Source organism: Aeromicrobium choanae, from assembly GCF_900167475.1.
GTDB lineage: Bacteria > Actinomycetota > Actinomycetes > Propionibacteriales > Nocardioidaceae > Aeromicrobium > Aeromicrobium choanae.
Genome location: NZ_LT796768.1, coordinates 1,881,028 through 1,896,759, shown reverse-complemented (window position 1 = coordinate 1,896,759; position 15,732 = coordinate 1,881,028). Strand labels below are relative to the sequence as shown.

Here is a 15,732-nt window from a genome sequence, read left to right as displayed (position 1 = left end):
TGAGGACCAGACCCTGGTCTGACGACGCGTGCCCTGGGCGCCCCTAGGCTCGGGCCCATGGACGAGAGCCGGATCGCGCCCGCGGGGCCGTGGCGCCTGGGACCGCGGGCGACGCGGCTCTTCGACCTCGCCTTCGCCACCGCGCTCGTGCTGCCGTCCTTCCCCCTCGCCGTGCTGGCCGGGCAGTCGCTGTGGGCGCTGACGCTGTCGCTGCTGCAGACCGTGCCGTTGTTCTGGCGCCGCCGTCACTCCGCGCTCGTGTTCGGGTTCGTCGCCGCGGCCAGCGTGCTGCAGGCCGCGACCTACGACATCCCCACGTGGGGCCAGGTCGCGTTCCCCGCGGCCTTGTACGCGCTGGCGCGCTACAGCTCGGGCCGGGCCGCCCTCGTGGGCCTCGGCGTGGGGATCTGCGGAGCGGCCGTCGCCTCGTGGGTGTGGACGTCCGAGCAGATCGCGGCGTATCCGCCGGGTCTGGAGTATGTCGACTACGACATCGGGCTGGACGACCTGTCGCCCTACTTCTTCACCATCGCCGCGATCGTCCTGGCCGCCTGGGCGCTCGGCAGCCAGGCGCGGATCCGGCGCGCCTACGAGGCGAGCCTCGTCGAGCGTGGCCGTCAGCTGGCGCTCGAGGCCGAGCAGCGCGCGGTGCTGGCCGCCGCAGAGGAGCGCACCCGGATCGCCCGGGAGATGCACGACGTCGTCGCGCACGGGCTCTCGGTGGTGATCGTGCAGGCCGACGGCGCGCGGTACGCCGCGGAGAAGGACCCCCAGGTCGCGGTCGAGACCTTGGGCACCGTGGCGTCGGTCGGCCGGGACGCGCTCACCGAGATGCGCCGGCTGCTCGGCCTCCTGCGCGGCGGCGAGGACCCCACCCTGGCGCCGCAGCCCCGGCTCGAGGACATCCCCTCGCTCGTCACGGCCGACGATCACGTCGAGCTCGACCTCCCCGACCCCGCGCCCTCGGTACCCGACGGCGTCGCGCTGACCGCCTACCGCCTCGTGCAGGAGTCCCTCACCAATGTCCGGAAGCACGCGGGCCCGCACGCGCGCGCGGTCGTGCGCCTCGTGGCGACCGACGACGCCCTGGACATCGAGGTCGTCGACGACGGTCGAGGCTCCTCCGCCGACGGTTCCGGTGGCCTCGGGCTGCTGGGCATGCGCGAGCGGGTGGAGGTGCACGACGGCACCCTCGAGGTCGGGCCCGCGCCCGGCGGCGGATGGGCCGTGCGTGCGAGGATCCCCACGTGATCCGGGTGGTGCTCGTCGACGACCAGCAGATGGTGCGCGCCGGCTTCCGGATGCTCGTCGAGAGCCAGGACGACCTCACGGTGGTGGGCGAGGCCGGCGACGGCGAGGAGGCGCTGCGACTGCTCGCCGAGGTGGAGGCCGACGTCGTCCTGATGGACGTGCGCATGCCGCGCCTCGACGGCGTGGAGGCCACGCGCCGGATCGCGCCGGGCGACGACGGCCCCCGCGTCATCGTGCTGACCACCTTCGATCTCGACGAGTACGCGTTCGCCGCGCTCCGCGCCGGGGCCTCGGCCTTCCTGCTGAAGGACGCCGCTCCCCCGGACCTGCTCGCGGCGATCCGCGCCGTGCACGCGGGCGACGCCGTGGTGGCCCCCTCGACCACCCGGCGGCTGCTCGACCACTTCCTGGCGGCACCGGCCCCGCGCGCCTCGGGCGCCGCCGACCAGCGACTGGCCGGTGTCACGGAGCGCGAGCGTGAGGTCCTCGGCCTGATCGCCCATGGACTGAGCAACCCCGAGATCGCCACGACGCTCGTGGTCTCGGAGGCCACGGTCAAGACCCACGTGAGCCGCCTGCTCGCCAAGACCGGGTCGCGCGACCGCGTGCACCTCGTGCTGCTGGCCTTCGAGGCGGGCCTCGTCGGCTGACCGTGCGGGGTTTCCTCTCGCCATGCGGGGGAAACTTTCCCCGCAAAGCGGTGGTTTCCCCTGTTAACAGGGGAAACTTCGCCTGACTCCACGACGCTCGTCATACCGTGGGCGGACGCCGAAGATCCGCCCCTGAGGCGACGACCCGGACCCCGTCCCGGAAATAGCGTCGAGGCATGACTTCGACCTCCCTTCCCGGCGCCGCCACCGAGCGCGGCGTCATGCCCGCCGCGTCCGTGCGCGGACTGTCCAAGACCTACGGTCACGGCGACACCACCGTGCACGCGCTGCGCTCGGTCGACCTCGACCTGGCGCCCGGCCGCTTCACCGCGATCATGGGCCCGTCCGGCTCGGGCAAGTCGACGCTGATGCACTGCCTCGCGGGCCTCGACCGCCCCACCGAGGGCACGGTCTCCATCGCGGGCACCGACATCACGGCGCTCGACGACGACCGGCTGACGCACTTCCGCCGCGACCACCTCGGCTTCGTCTTCCAGGCGTTCAACCTGCTGCCGATGCTGACCGCGCGGCAGAACATCATGCTGCCCTTCGAGCTGGCCGGCCGCCGCCTCGAGCCCGGCGCCACCGAGCGGATCGAGCAGGTCATCGACGTGCTCGGCCTGCGCGATCGTCTCGACCACCGCCCCGGCGAGCTCTCGGGCGGTCAGCAGCAGCGGGTCGCGATCGCCCGCGCGCTCGCTGCGGACGCCGACGTGGTCTTCGCCGACGAGCCCACCGGCAACCTCGACAGCACCGCGTCGTCCGAGGTGCTGTCCTACCTGCGGCGCAGCGTGATCGAGATGGGCCACACCGTCGTCATGGTCACGCACGAGCTCGACGCGGCAGCCTACGCCGACGACGTGGTGGTGCTGGCCGACGGCCGCGTCCGCGCCCACCTCGAGACCCCCTCGCGCGACGAGATCGTGCACGCCCTCGAGGGCGGTGACCGATGAGGACCGTCCTGTTCGCGTCGCTGCGGACCCACACCCGGCGCTACGTCTCGGCGCTCGTCGCCGTGGCGATCGCGGTGGCGTTCGTCGTCGTGATCGACGCCATCGGCTCGGGCGCCCGCAGCGGTGTCGCCGCGAGCGTGGAGGCCGCCTACCCGCAGGCCGACCTCGTCGTGGGCGAGGAGTACGGGATCTCCGAGACCGACCCCGACCGGGTGCTGCGGGTGGCCGAGAGCCGCGGTGATCGCGCCGCCGTCATCGGCTCGCTGTGGACCACGGTCGAGGGGCCCGAGGGATCCCTCGGGGACGACGTCCCGGTCGGCACGGTCGCGCTCGACCCCCGGCTCCGCTCCCAGGAGCTGGCGAGCGGTCGCGCCCCCAGCTCCGACCGCGAGGCGCTCGTGTCCACCGACACCGCGAAGGCGAAGGGACTCGCCGTCGGCGACCGCCTGACCGTGGGGGTCGGCCGTGACACGGTGGACGTCACCGTCGTCGGTCTCACCAGCCCTTCCAGCTACCTCGACGCGGACATCGACATCACGTGGCCCGCCATGTCCGCGGTCGGCCTGGCGATCCCCGACGCCGTCGCCTACGACGTGCTGGGCGACGACGTGGCCGGGGCACAGGAGGCGCTCACCGCCGTTGCCGAGTCGCCGGTGCAGACCCGCGACGACTACGTGGACGCCCGGATCGTGCTGATGAACCAGGGCGTCGACGTGCTGTCGTACCTGCTGCTCCTCTTCGCGGCGATCGCCGGCTTCGTCGCCGTGCTCGTCATCGCGAACACCTTCACGATCCTGTTCGCCCAGCGCGGCCGCGACTTCGCCCTGCTGCGGTGCGTCGGCGCGACGGGCCGGCAGGTCCTGAGGTCGGTGCGCGCCGAAGCGCTCGTGCTGGCCCTCGTCGCCGGTGCGACCGGCGTCGTGGCGGGCATCGTCGCGGGCCGGCTCCTCGGCTGGATCATCCGCGCCTTCGCCGGCGACGAGGCCTTCGGGCCCGTCACGCACTCGCCGACCTGGCTGGTCGCCGCCTTCGTCGGCGGCGTGCTCACGACGATCGTCGCCGCCTGGCTGCCGACTCGTGCCGTGGTGCGCGTCAGCCCGCTGGCGGCGTTGCGACCCGCCGCCGATCCGACCTCCCGCACGACCGCTGGCCGGGTCCGCATCGCCTTCGGCCTCCTGACGACGCTCGCGGGCTTCGCGGCGCTCGGCGTGGCGGTCTGGGCCTCCTCGATGCCGCTGATGCTGGCCGGCGGGATGGCCTCGTTCGTCGGCGTGCTCCTGCTCGGGCCCGTCGTCGTGCCGCAGCTGCTGCAGCTCCTCGGACGGGTCGGCCCCGCCGGTGGGCCGTTCCGGGTCGCCGCGGCGAACGCCGTGCGCCACCCGCGCCGCAGCGCCGCGACCACGGCCTCGCTGCTCGTCGGCGTCACCCTGGCGACGGCGATCCTCACGGGCATGGCCAGCGCCCGTGACGCCGTGACGACCGAGATGGACGCGGAGTACCCGGTCGACTTCGCCGTGAGCGGAGCGCGGGCGTTCGACCCAGATCTCGTGGAGGCGGTCCGCGCGGTCCCCGACGTCGCCGACGTCCGGGGCGTGAAGGGGGCGACCGTCGCATCCGAGGCAGGGCCGCTCACCGTGATCGCCGCGAGCAAGGCCGATCGCGCCGCCACGCTGGACCCGGCAGCCACGATGGCGAAGGTGGACGAGGTGCTCATCCCCGCCGCGGTGGCGCAGGGCTTCGCCGACGGCGTGCCGGACGAGCTCACCCTGCGCGGCGGTGGCGGCGAGGTCACCCTGGCGACCCGCGTCGTCGGCTCCCAGTGGGGTCAGGCGGCGATCGTCCCCACCGGCGCACTCGAGCAGCTGGCACCGGATGCCGCCGTGCGCGTCCTGTGGGTCCTGGCCGAGGACGGCGCCGACGCGGACGAGCTCGGAGGCGCGCTCGGTGCGCTCACCCGCGGCGCAGACGGGGAGGTCGCCAACAACCTCCAGGACCAGCAGTGGGTCGCGACCCAGCTGGACGTGATGGTGTGGGCGGTCCTCGGCCTCCTGGGCGTGGGCATCCTCATCGCCCTGGTGGGGATCGCGAACACCGTCGGGCTCTCCATCCTGGAGCGGTCCCGCGAGCACGCCCTCATGCGGGCCCTCGGGCTGACCCGCCGCGGCCTGAGCCGCGTGCTGGCCGCCGAGGGGATGCTGCTGGCGCTCGTCGCGTCGGTCATGGGCGTCGTGCTGGGCACGGTCTACGCGACGTTCGGCGTGGCCACCGTGGTGGCCGACGTGATGCCCGACGCCCGCCTGGTCGTGCCGTGGGGCCAGCTGGCTGCCGTGCTCGTCGTCGCGACGGCCGCCGGACTGGCCGCGGCCACGCTTCCAGCCCGCCGCGGCTCCCGCGTCATGCCGGCCGAGGGACTGACGCTCGACTGAGCCGCCCTCGCCACTCCCGGGACTTCGGCGAGTGGCGCAGATTCGCCCGCCACTCGCCGAGTGGCGGGCGTTCTTGCGCCACTCGCGACCCCGGTCTGCGCGACGCGGCGTCAGGACCGCCGGATCAGCGGGCCCAGCGCAGCTCGCCGCCGGCGCCGGCCGGCACCTGCGGGTCGCGCGGCGGCACGGCGGCGAGACGACGGTAGGGCTCGCCGAGCGCCGGGCGGGCGTCGGGCTCGCCGCGGTTGGGCCAGAACGACAGCGCGCGCTCGGCCTGCGCGGTGATCGTCAGGGCGGGGTTCACACCGAGGTTGGCGCTGATCGTCGAGCCGTCGACCACGTGCAGGCCGGGGTGGCCGAAGAGCCGCTGGTACGGGTCGACCACGCCCTCCTCGGCCGTCGCTCCGATGACGCAGCCGCCGATGAAGTGGGCCGTGACCGGCACGCCCACGAGGTCGGCCACCGAGCCACCGGCCACCCCGCCCACCCGCCGGGCGAGGCTCCGGGCCACCCGGTGCGAGACGGGGATCCACTCGGGGCTCGGCTCGCCGATCCCCTCGCGCGTGGTCATCCTCAGCCCCCACGGCCGGCGCCTGAGAAAGGTCGTGACCGAGTTGTCGAGGGTCTGCATCGTCAGGATCACGATCGACTGCTCGGCCCAGCGCCGCGGGTCGTGGAGGCGGAACGCCTTCCGCACCCCCAGCCGGCGGTAGGTCCGCAGCGTGGCACGCCACCGGGGAACCCCCTCGACCGGATCGACGAGGTGCGCGTTCAGCAGTCCGATCAGCCCGGAGCCGGGGCCGTACCGGACGGGCTCGACGTGCGTCTGCGGGTCGGGGTGGAACGACGAGGTGATCGCGAGGCCCGGCGTGTGGTCGGCGCGGCGGTCGCCGTCGCGCGCGGACAGCACGGACTCCGAGTTGGTCCGCGCCAGCGTGCCGAGCAGCGGAGACATCCGGGGCAGCGAGCGACGCCGCAGGCGGTGGAGCAGGTCCTGCGTGTTGAGCGAGTTGCCCGAGAAGACCACCTGCTCGGCCGTCAGGCGACCTCGCTTCCACGGAGTCCCGGTACCTCGCGTGGACACGCGGTAGCCGCCTCGGAGAGGACGCACGTCGGTCACGGTCGTCAACGGGCGGACCTCCACCCCGGCCTGCTCGGCCAGGTACAGGTAGTTCTTCACGAGCGTGTTCTTGGCGCCGACCCGGCACCCCGTCAGGCAGGCGCCGCACTCGGTGCAGGACGTGCGGTCCGGGCCCCGTCCTCCGAAGAACGGGTCGGCGAGCGGCAGTGCCGGCCGCTCGGCGAACAGCACGCCGACGTCGGCGGGGTGCACCGTCTCGGCCACGCCCAGCTCCTCCGCGACCTCGGCCATCAAGCGGTCGGCCTCGGTGGAACCCGGGTACGTGACGACGCCGAGCATCCGCCTCGCCTGGTCGAAGTGCGGCTCCAGCTCGGCCCTCCAGTCGGTGATGTGGGCCCAGCGCGAGTCCTCGAAGTACTCGTCGCCGGGCTGGTACAGCGTGTTGGCGTAGACCAGCGACCCGCCGCCCACGCCCGCGCCGCTCGCGATGAGGACGTCACGCAGCGGGGTGAGCCTCAGGATCCCGAAGCACCGGGCCCACGGCGCCCACAGGTAGCGGCGCACGTCCCACGACGAGGTGGCGAACTCGTGGTCGGCGAAGCGGCGGCCGGCCTCGAGCACGACGACGGAGTAGCCCTTCTCCCGCAGCCGCAACGCCGTGACGCTGCCGCCGAACCCGGATCCGACGATCGCCACGTCGTAGTCGAAATCGCTCACGCGACCTCACCGTAGGGGACTGTTGACAGTCTGCCAATAGCCTGCCGACACTGGTCCCATGACTCCCGCGGCGCGCACCCGCCTCGCTCCCGACTCCCGGCGCCGATCGATCCTCGACGCGGCGGCCGTGCTCTACGCCTCCCGCCCGTACGACCAGGTCTCCACCACCGAGCTGGCCCGGGCCGCGGGCGTGACCCGCGGCCTGGTCCACCACTACTTCGGCAGCAAGCGCGCGCTGTTCCTGGCGGTCATGCGCGAGTCGGTGCAGATGCCCGAGGCCGCCCTCCCCGACCTCGCGGACCTGCCGCTGCCCGAGCGCGTGAGCCGCACGATCGACTGGATCCTCGACGCGGCCGGCACGTACGGCCAGGCATGGGTCGCGGCCTCGGGCGCGGCGAACCTCCACGGCCCCTCCGACGTCCAGGCGATCGTCGACGAGGCCGACGACCGGGCCGCGCGCCTCGTGCTCGACGCGCTGGCGCTGCCCGACGACGCCGCCCTGCGCGCTCGGCTGCGCCCCGTGGCCGCCTACGTGAAGGCGCTGTGCCGCGAGTGGCTGGTGCGCGGCACCCTCGAGCGTGAGGACGTGCACGCCGACGTGTGCGCGGCCGTCCTCACGGTGACGGCGCCATGACGTCGATCGGGATCATCGGCACTGGGTTCGGCGGCATCGGCACCGCCGTCGAGCTGCTCACCCACGGGTACGACGACGTGCGGCTGTGGGAGCGGGCCGATCAGCTCGGCGGTGTGTGGCGCGACAACACCTACCCGGGCTCCGGCTGCGACGTGCCGGGGCCGCTCTACTCCTTCTCCTTCGCGCCGAGCGACCGGTGGACGCGTCGCTACCCCGTGCAGGCGGAGATCCTCGCCTACCTGCGCGACGTCGCCGACTGGTTCGGCGTCACCCCGCGGTGCCGCTTCGGCGCGAAGGTCGTGTCCGCCCACCAGGACGCAAATGGCTGGCGGGTCACGTTCGACGACGGCACCGCGGAGACCGTCGACGTCCTGGTGAGCGCGGTCGGCCAGCTGTCCGAGCCGAGTGCGCCGCAGGTCCAGGGCTGGGAGTCGTTCGCCGGCCCGGTGCTGCACGCCGGCTCCTGGGACGACTCGGTGGACCTCGCAGGTCGACGCGTGGCCGTGGTGGGCACCGGCGCGTCCGCCATTCAGCTCGTCCCGCGGCTGGCCGAGGTCGCCCGCGAGCTCGTCGTGGTGCAGCGGTCGGCCCAGCACGTGCTGCCGAAGCTCGACGGCGCGTACCCGTCCTGGTACCGCGACCTCGCAGCCCGCGAACGACGGCCGATCGACTGGATCAGCCAGCAGTTCTCGCGGGGGCTCGACCCGAACTCCGGGGTCGCCTCGTTCATCGAGCGGCTCGCCGCCACGCAGCGCCGCGTGCAGGTACGCGACGCGGGGCTGCGGCGCGACCTCACCCCGCGCCACCAGGTGGGCTGCAAGCGGATCCTGTTCTCCAACGAGTACTACCCCGCCCTGACGCGCGACCACGTGCGACTCGTGCCGCACGCGCTCACCGAGGTGCGTCCGGACGCGATCCGCACGGCCGACGGCACCTGGCACGACGTCGACGCGGTCTGCTTCGCCACCGGGTTCGACACGCAGGACTTCCTGCACGGGATCGAGGTCACCGGTCCGGGCGGCGACCTCCACCAGCTCTGGCGAGACGGCGCCCGCGCGCACCTGGGGATCCACGTGCCGGGCTTTCCGAACCTCTTCCTGGCGTACGGCCCCAACACCAACCTCGGCGGCGGCTCGATCATCACGATGCTCGAGGCGCAGGCGCGCCACATCCGCGCCACCCTCGACCGGATGCGGCACCGCGGCGCGCGGCAGGTCCAGGCCCGCGCCGAGGCCGAGCAGCGGTGGGACGCGCGGGTGCAGGACGAGCTGGTCCGGTCGGCGTGGGCGTCGTGCTCCAGCTGGTACCGCCATCCCGAGACGGGCCGCATCACCTCGAACTGGCCCGGCGGCACGTGGGCCTACGAGCGCGTCGTCGCAACGGTGCACGACGAGGACTTCGTCTGGGCCTGAGCCGCCTCCCGGAGGGTTGAGCCGGACCGGGACAATGGAGGCATGTCCCCCCGCCGCCTGTTCCGCATCGTCGCCGTCTCCGAGGCCATCACCTGGGCCCTGCTGCTGACGGGCATGTTCCTCAAGTACGTCACCGAGACCACCGAGCTGGGGGTGCGGATCGGCGGCATGCTGCACGGCGTCGTGTTCGTGGCCTACGTGGTGACCACCGTGGTCGTCGCGATCGACGCGCAGTGGAGCCTCAAGCGCTCGGCGCTGGGCCTGCTGGCCGCCGTGCCGCCGTTCTTCACGATCTGGTTCGACGTCGTCAGCGAGCGCCAGGGCGCGCTGCCCGAGCGGTGGCGGCTCACCACGGGCGAGCCGCAGGGTCTGCTCGACCGCCTCGTGGCGTGGCTCGTGCGCAAGCCCCTGCAGGGCGTAGCCGTCGGCATCGTCGCCGTCGTCGCCCTCACCGGTGCGGCCCTCGTGGTGGGCCCGCCCACCAGTTGACCCGCGCCACCGCCCCACTTTTGTGACACGAGTCGGCCGGATCGGGGCTCAGGACCCGACAGGCGTCACAAAAGTCCGGCGGGTGGAGCCTCGGCTCAGGTCAGCGCGCGCGTGATCGGGTCGATCGCGAAGTAGGCGACGAACATCGCGGCGATGATCCACAGCAGGACGTGCACCTCGCGGACCTTGCCCATCACGACCTTGAGCACCACGTAGGCCAGGAAGCCCGCGCCGATGCCGGCGGTGATCGAGTACGTGAACGGCATGAAGGCGATCGTCAGGAACGCCGGGATCGCGATCTCGGGGTCCTTCCAGTCGATCTCGGTCACCTGCGTCATCATCAGGAAGCCCACGAGCACGAGCGCGGCCACGGCGGCCTCGTTCGGGATGATCTGCACGACCGGGGTGAAGATCGTGGCCAGCAGGAAGCACAGGCCCGTGATCACGCTGGCCAGGCCGGTGCGCGCGCCATCGGCGACGCCGGCCGTGGACTCCACGTAGGACGTGTTGCTCGAGACGCCGGCGGCGCCACCCACCGCGGCGGCGACCGAGTCGACGATGAGGATCCGCTGGGCACCCTCGGGCGCGCCGTCCTCGTCGTTCAGGCCGGCCTCGGCGCCGACGGCCGTCATCGTGCCCATCGTGTCGAAGAAGTCCGCGAGCATGAGGGTGAAGACCAGCAGCACCGCCGCGACGACGCCGACGCGGTCGAACGAGCCGAGCAGGTTGAAGTCGCCGAGCAGCGAGAGGTCGGGCTTCTCGATGATCTTCTCGGGCCATGCCGGAACGTTGAGGTTCCAGCCCTTGGAGGTCGGGTCGCCGCCGGAGGCCGGGGTGTCGGTGATCGCCTGCACGATGATCGCCACGATCGTGGTGACGACGATGCCGATGAGGATGGCGCCGGGGACCCGGCGCGTGTGCAGGCTGATCATCAGCAGCAGGCCGAAGCTGAACACCAGCACGGGCCAGCCCGACAGCTCGCCGCCGATGCCCATGCCGATCGGCGGGGCGGCGTTGCCGGTGGCACGCACGAAGCCCGCGTCGATCAGGCCGATCAGGGTCAGGAAGAGGCCGATGCCCACCGCGATCGCGGTCTTCAGCTGCCCCGGCACGGCGTCGAAGACCGCCTTGCGGAAGCCGGTCAGCACCAGCACGAGGATCACGATGCCCTCGAGCACGACCAGGCCCATCGCGTCGGCCCACGTCATCTGGGTGGCCACGGAGAACGCGACGAAGGCGTTCAGGCCCAGGCCGGTCGCCAGCGCGATGGGGAAGTTCGCCACCACGCCCATCAGGATCGTCAGCACGCCGGCCACGAGCGCGGTGCAGGCCGCGATCGTCGCGAAGCCCGAGCCCGGCTCGGTGCCTCCGCCGAGGAACTTGCCGTCGGCATCGGCCACACCACTGAGGATGATGGGGTTGAGAACGATGATGTACGCCATCGTCAGGAAGGTCACGACGCCGCCGCGGACCTCCTGTCCGACCGACGAGCCGCGCTGCGAGATCTTGAAATAGCGATCGAGGGTAGTCGTCACGGGGCCCCATCCTGCCAAGCGTGCGAGCGTCTCAGCACGGCGGGCTCTTCGGAGGCTCTCAGGAAACGGACAGGTACGCTCGGCAGACTGTCCGGGCGACTCCCTCGACGAAATGAGAACCATGCGGAACCTGAAGACCCTGCCCCTCGTCCTGCTGTTGGCCGTGGCGCCCCTGGCGGCCTGCGGGTCCGGCGACGACGACGCGAAGGACTCGAAGAAGGAGAGCTGCACGGACTACGCCTCCGGTGCCTCCAGCGACGCCGTGAAGGTCTCGGGTGAGTTCGGCAAGACGGGCCCCAAGGCCACCTTCACCGCGCCGCTGGCCGCGAAGGCCGACGACCTGCAGCGCACCGTCGTCGACGACGGCGACGGGGACGACACCTCGAAGGGCGACCAGGTCGAGGCCGTCATCACCGTCTTCAACGGCCGCGACGGCAAGCAGGCGCTCAGCGAGCAGGCCACCCTCACCGCCGGCGACGACAAGACCTTCGAGGCCTTCCGCGCCGGCATCGAGTGCGTCCCCACGGGCTCGCGCGTCGTCACCACGGTGTCGGCGTCCGACGTCTACGGCGCCGAGGGGTACGCCGACCTCGGCATCAAGGGCACGGACTCCCTCGTGATCGTGACCGACGTCGTCGACGTCCGCGAGGAGGTCAAGGCCAAGGAGTGGAAGGACGACGTCCCCGAGGTCAGCCTCGAGGGCGACGAGCCCAAGGTCGAGCTGCCGAAGACCGATCCGCCGAAGGACGTCCTGGTCAAGGTCCTCGAGGAGGGCGACGGCGAGACCGTCAAGGCGGGCGACACCCTCACCGTGAACTACCAGGGCAGCACCTGGGAGGACAAGGGCAAGGTGTTCCAGCAGACGTTCGGCAAGGACGGCCAGCCTGCGCAGCTGTCCACCGACCAGGTCGTGCAGGGGTTCAAGGCCGGCGTCGTCGGCCAGAAGGTCGGCTCCACCGTGCTGATCAACATCCCCGCCGAGTACGGCTACGGCACCGAGGCCTCCGAGGGCAACGAGCTCGGCGGCAAGACGCTGCTGTTCGTCGTGGAGATCGTCTCGATCGACTCCTGACCTCCGGCGCCTCAGGCCCACTTGTGGAAGCGGATTCACGTCCCGAACCGCGTTCGGCGTGGATCCGTTTCCACAAGTGGTGCGGGGTGCGCGTCAGAACGAGTCGGCGGGCGCCGTCACCACGGAGCCCGCGTCGCGGAACGGCTCCGCAGCCGCGGTGATCCGCTCGTTCAGCGCCGCCCACCAGGCCGCGTCGCGCTCGCTGCGCGACTCGTCCCACGAGTCACCCTGGCCGTCGAGACCCTCGCGCAGGATCTCCAGGTGCCCGGCGTGCTGCGCGGTCTCCGACACGAGGTGGACGAGCAGGTGGTCGAAGGTCGTGTCGGGCTCGCTCCACCACGGCACCTTCGCGGGTGAGTCCTCGGGCAGCTCGGCGCAGGCGCGCGCGGTGTGCTCGCCCACGGCGACGTAGAGGTCGATCACCGCCTGTGCGCTCTCATCGGCCGCCAGCCACAGGTCGGAGTCGTCCTCCTCCTCGGTGGTGGACTCCCACGGGGTGCCGAGGTCGCTCCGGAAGCCGGCGCAGCTCGCGACGTACTCGAGCTCGACGATGGCCAGGTGCTTGACCAGGCCGAGCAGGTTCGTCCCCGTCGGCGTCAGCGGCCGCCGAGCGTCGTACTCCTCCACGCCGTGCACGGCACGGAGCACGGCACGGTGGCCACGCTGCAGGTAGTGCAGGCTCATCGCCCGACTCATCGGCTCGCCCTCCACTCCGGGTCGCGGCCGATGAAGCCCATCAGCCTCACCACCCCGTCCGCGTCGGGCGGCACGGGCACCGCAGGCCCGTACTGACCGGAGTCGCGCAGCAGCTGCTCGTGCGGGGTCATCCCCTGCAGCAGGTGCTCGCACTCCTGGGAGTCCAGGCCCGACGGCACGCCGGCCGACTCGGCCAGGTCCCACGTGTGCATGAGGACGTCGGTCGTGTAGAACCGGTCGATCACGCCGCCCAGCGGATCGGTGCCCAGGTGCGGGTGCGTGAAGTCCTCGTCGGCCGCCGGCGACTCGAGCAGCTCCTGGATCTCCGCGGCGTGGGCGCGCCAGGCGGCGGCCGGGTCGTCGGGGTCGACCTCGCGGCGGAGGTGAACGCCCCCGGAGGCGAGGAAGCCCTGCGACCACGTCACCAGGTGCTCCACGACGTCGCGCGCCGCCCACTCGGGAACCGGGGTGGGCGCGTCCCAGTCCTCGACGCGCTCGACGACCGCCGTGAAGCCGTCCGCGAGGCGCGCATGGCGTTCGGCGAGGGACGGTGACCCCCCGGGGTGAGATGCGGACACGGATCCTCCGACGGTCGACGACACGAGGCTCCCAGTCGACCGCTCCCCCTCCGCGGCGTCAAGAGCGATCTGGGGCCGGGTTGTCGAACCACCCGCGGGCACGAGACGGTGGCGAGGTGACCGCACTGCACGAGCTGGACGCCCACGACCTCGCCGCCACGATCGCCGCGCGTGAGGTGTCGTGCGTCGAGGTGACGCGCCACTTCCTCGATCGCGTGGAGGCCGACCACCTCGGGGCCTTCGTCACCGTGACGCCCGAGCGAGCGCTGACCCGCGCCGCCGAGCTGGACTCCCTCGACGATCGGCCCCCCTTCGCCGGCGTCCCCACCGCCTTCAAGGACCTCACCCCCACCGCGGGCGTCCGCACCACGATGGGCTCGCGACTGCTGGCCGACGAGGTCCCCGACCACAGCGCCCACCTGGTCGACCTCGTCGAGGAGGCCGGGTTCGTCAGCCTCGGCAAGACGAACACCCCCGAGTTCGGCCTGAGCTCCTACACCGACAACGACGTCGTCGGACCCACGGGAACGCCGGCCGATCCAGCGCTCAACGCCGGCGGTTCCAGTGGTGGCGCCGCGGCGGCCGTGGCCGCGCACCTGCTGCCGCTGGCGCCCGGCAGCGACGGCGGCGGCTCGATCCGGATCCCGGCGTCGTGCTGCGGCGTGCTCGGGTTCAAGCCGTCGCGGGGGCGCGTCGGAGCGGGACCGGACTCCCCCACCTGGAGCGGTCTGGCCACCGACGGCGTGCTCGCGCGCTCGGTGCGCGACGTCGCCGCGGTCCTCGACCTGCTCGCCCGGCCGGTGCCGGGCTCGTCGCGCGTGTGGCCGGCACCGGCGACACCGTTCGCCCAGGAGGTCCGCCGCGAGACCGGCCGCCTCCGGATCGCCACCTGGACCGACCCGTACCTCGACTTCGTCGAGGCGTCACCCGGCTCGGTGGCCGCGGTCGCCGCCGCGCGCGAGGCCCTCGCCGCGCTGGGTCACGAGGTCGTCGAGATCGCGAACCCGTGGCCGGCCGACCTCGAGCCGCAGTTCAACGTGGTCTGGTCCGCCGGCATGGCCTCGGTGCCGCTACCCCCGGAAGCGATCGGGGCGCTGCGCCCCACCACCCGCTACTGGTACGAGCGAGGTGGGCAGGCGTCCGCCCCGGCACTCGCCGCGGCGCTGACGTTCCTCGAGCTCACCACCGCCACGGTCAACGCCTCACTGGCGTCGTTCGACCTGTTCCTGACGCCCACCCTGGCCCTGCCGCCGCAGCCCCACGCGTGGTTCACCGAGTCGGGCGACCCCACCGAGGACCACCGGCGCGAGCTGCTGTTCACGCCGTACACGGCACTGATGAACATGAGCGGCCAGCCTGCCGCGAGCGTGCCGGGCCACGTGCACGAGGGCCTGCCGGTGGGCGTCATGCTCGCCGGCCACGTCGGAGCCGACGCCCTCGTCCTGCAGGCCGCCGATCAGCTGATGGAGGTCAGCGGGCGGTCATGACGATGGGGTCGCCGTCGGTGATGGCGATGGTGTGCTCGCTGTGGGCGCCGCGGGAGCCGTCGGCGCTGCGGATCGTCCAGCCGTCGTCGTCCATGCGGATCTCGTCGGTCGAGGCCAGCAGCCACGGCTCGATCGCGATGACCAGGCCCGGCTTGAGGGGGAACCCCCGACCCGCCACGCCGTCGTTCGAGATGTGCGGGTCGCCGTGCATCGTGCGGCCGACGCCGTGGCCGCCGAACTGCGTGTTGACCGTATAGCCGTACTCGCGGGCCGTCTCGCCGATCGTGGCGCTGATGTCGCCGATCTTCCCGCCGGGTCGCGCCACCTCGATCGCCCGCGCGAGGGCCACCTCGGTGGCCTCGATGAGGCGCAGGTCCTCGTCGCGCGGCGTGCCGACGACGACGCTGAGGGCCGAGTCGCACACCCACCCGTCGACGCTGACCGCGAAGTCGAGGCTGACGAGGTCGCCGTCGCGCAGCTTGTACTTGTGAGGCAGGCCGTGCAGCACCGCGTCGTTGACGCTCGTGCACAGCACCTTGCCGAACGGGCCGCGCCCGAACGAGGGCGCGTAGTCGATGTAGCACGACTCGGCGCCGCGGTCCTTGATCATCCGGTGGGCTATGGCGTCGAGCTCGAGCAGGTCCATCCCCACGTCAGCCGTCTCGGCCAGGGTGGTCAGGACCTCCGCGACGAACCGGCCGGCCGGCCGCATCTCGTCGAGTTGGGTGGGGTTCAGCAGCTCGATCGCCAT

The 15,732-nt window shown here is 72.6% G+C and carries 14 protein-coding genes; 9 read left to right on the top strand and 5 right to left on the bottom strand.

What is annotated here, in order from left to right; all coding sequences use genetic code 11:
- Positions 1-57: 57 nt before the first annotated feature.
- The 4 genes from B5D60_RS09120 (at position 58) to B5D60_RS09105 (ending at position 5,280) form a co-directional block, all read left to right on the top strand.
- A complete protein-coding gene (locus tag B5D60_RS09120; protein ID WP_078699857.1) occupies positions 58-1,251 on the top strand; it encodes a sensor histidine kinase in 1,194 nt (397 codons plus the stop codon).
- Positions 1,221-1,901 (top strand): response regulator, encoded by a 681-nt coding sequence (locus tag B5D60_RS09115; protein ID WP_078699855.1) that lies wholly within the window; start codon positions 1,221-1,223, stop codon positions 1,899-1,901. The genes B5D60_RS09120 and B5D60_RS09115 overlap by 31 nt, the downstream gene beginning before the upstream one ends.
- A gap of 176 nt (positions 1,902-2,077) precedes the next feature.
- A complete protein-coding gene (locus tag B5D60_RS09110) occupies positions 2,078-2,854 on the top strand; it encodes an ABC transporter ATP-binding protein (RefSeq protein WP_153302953.1) in 777 nt (258 codons plus the stop codon).
- Positions 2,851-5,280 carry an ABC transporter permease gene (locus B5D60_RS09105; RefSeq protein ID WP_078699854.1) on the top strand — a complete coding sequence of 810 codons (2,430 nt, stop codon included), beginning with the start codon at positions 2,851-2,853 and terminating at the stop codon, positions 5,278-5,280. Before B5D60_RS09110 ends, B5D60_RS09105 begins: the two co-directional genes overlap by 4 nt.
- Before the next feature lie 124 nt (positions 5,281-5,404).
- On the opposite strand, the gene B5D60_RS09100 is transcribed toward B5D60_RS09105, so the two are convergent.
- Positions 5,405-7,078 carry an FAD-dependent oxidoreductase gene (locus B5D60_RS09100; protein ID WP_078699853.1) on the bottom strand — a complete coding sequence of 558 codons (1,674 nt, stop codon included), beginning with the start codon at positions 7,076-7,078 and terminating at the stop codon, positions 5,405-5,407.
- Positions 7,079-7,136: 58 nt separating this feature from the next.
- On the opposite strand from B5D60_RS09100, the gene B5D60_RS09095 reads away from it, so the two are divergent.
- Genes B5D60_RS09095 through B5D60_RS09085 form a run of 3 tightly spaced genes read left to right on the top strand, consistent with a single transcriptional unit; the run spans position 7,137 to position 9,613 of the window.
- The gene (locus B5D60_RS09095) at positions 7,137-7,712 is read left to right on the top strand and encodes a TetR/AcrR family transcriptional regulator (RefSeq protein ID WP_078699852.1); all 576 of its coding nucleotides are present in this window, start codon (positions 7,137-7,139) and stop codon (positions 7,710-7,712) included.
- Positions 7,709-9,124 carry a flavin-containing monooxygenase gene (locus tag B5D60_RS09090; protein WP_078701365.1) on the top strand — a complete coding sequence of 472 codons (1,416 nt, stop codon included), beginning with the start codon at positions 7,709-7,711 and terminating at the stop codon, positions 9,122-9,124. The genes B5D60_RS09095 and B5D60_RS09090 overlap by 4 nt, the downstream gene beginning before the upstream one ends.
- Positions 9,125-9,166: 42 nt before the next feature.
- On the top strand, positions 9,167-9,613 hold the full coding sequence (locus B5D60_RS09085; RefSeq protein ID WP_078699851.1) for a DUF3817 domain-containing protein: 447 nt from the start codon (positions 9,167-9,169) through the stop codon (positions 9,611-9,613).
- Between the two features lie 95 nt (positions 9,614-9,708).
- Here the strand turns inward: B5D60_RS09085 and B5D60_RS09080 are convergent, their stop codons facing one another.
- A complete protein-coding gene (locus B5D60_RS09080; RefSeq protein WP_231948691.1) occupies positions 9,709-11,148 on the bottom strand; it encodes an NCS2 family permease in 1,440 nt (479 codons plus the stop codon).
- A gap of 121 nt (positions 11,149-11,269) precedes the next feature.
- On the opposite strand from B5D60_RS09080, the gene B5D60_RS09075 reads away from it, so the two are divergent.
- Positions 11,270-12,220: an FKBP-type peptidyl-prolyl cis-trans isomerase gene (locus B5D60_RS09075; protein WP_153302952.1), complete on the top strand. Its 951-nt coding sequence runs from the start codon at positions 11,270-11,272 to the stop codon at positions 12,218-12,220.
- A 93-nt stretch (positions 12,221-12,313) separates the two neighbouring features.
- Here B5D60_RS09075 and B5D60_RS09070 read toward each other — a convergent pair whose 3' ends face one another.
- Both B5D60_RS09070 and B5D60_RS09065 read right to left on the bottom strand, forming a co-directional pair.
- On the bottom strand, positions 12,314-12,904 hold the full coding sequence (locus tag B5D60_RS09070) for a DinB family protein (RefSeq protein ID WP_172806311.1): 591 nt from the start codon (positions 12,902-12,904) through the stop codon (positions 12,314-12,316).
- Positions 12,905-12,912: 8 nt separating this feature from the next.
- A complete protein-coding gene (locus tag B5D60_RS09065) occupies positions 12,913-13,494 on the bottom strand; it encodes a TIGR03086 family metal-binding protein (RefSeq protein WP_078699848.1) in 582 nt (193 codons plus the stop codon).
- 116 nt (positions 13,495-13,610) lie between these two features.
- Here B5D60_RS09065 and B5D60_RS09060 point away from each other — a divergent pair, with 116 nt between their 5' ends.
- Entirely contained in the window at positions 13,611-14,981 is a 1,371-nt protein-coding gene (locus B5D60_RS09060) for an amidase (RefSeq protein ID WP_172806310.1), read from the top strand.
- Here the strand turns inward: B5D60_RS09060 and map are convergent.
- Positions 14,965-15,732, bottom strand: a complete 768-nt coding sequence (map, locus tag B5D60_RS09055) for a type I methionyl aminopeptidase (RefSeq protein WP_078699846.1) — start codon at positions 15,730-15,732, stop codon at positions 14,965-14,967. The genes B5D60_RS09060 and map overlap by 17 nt on opposite strands.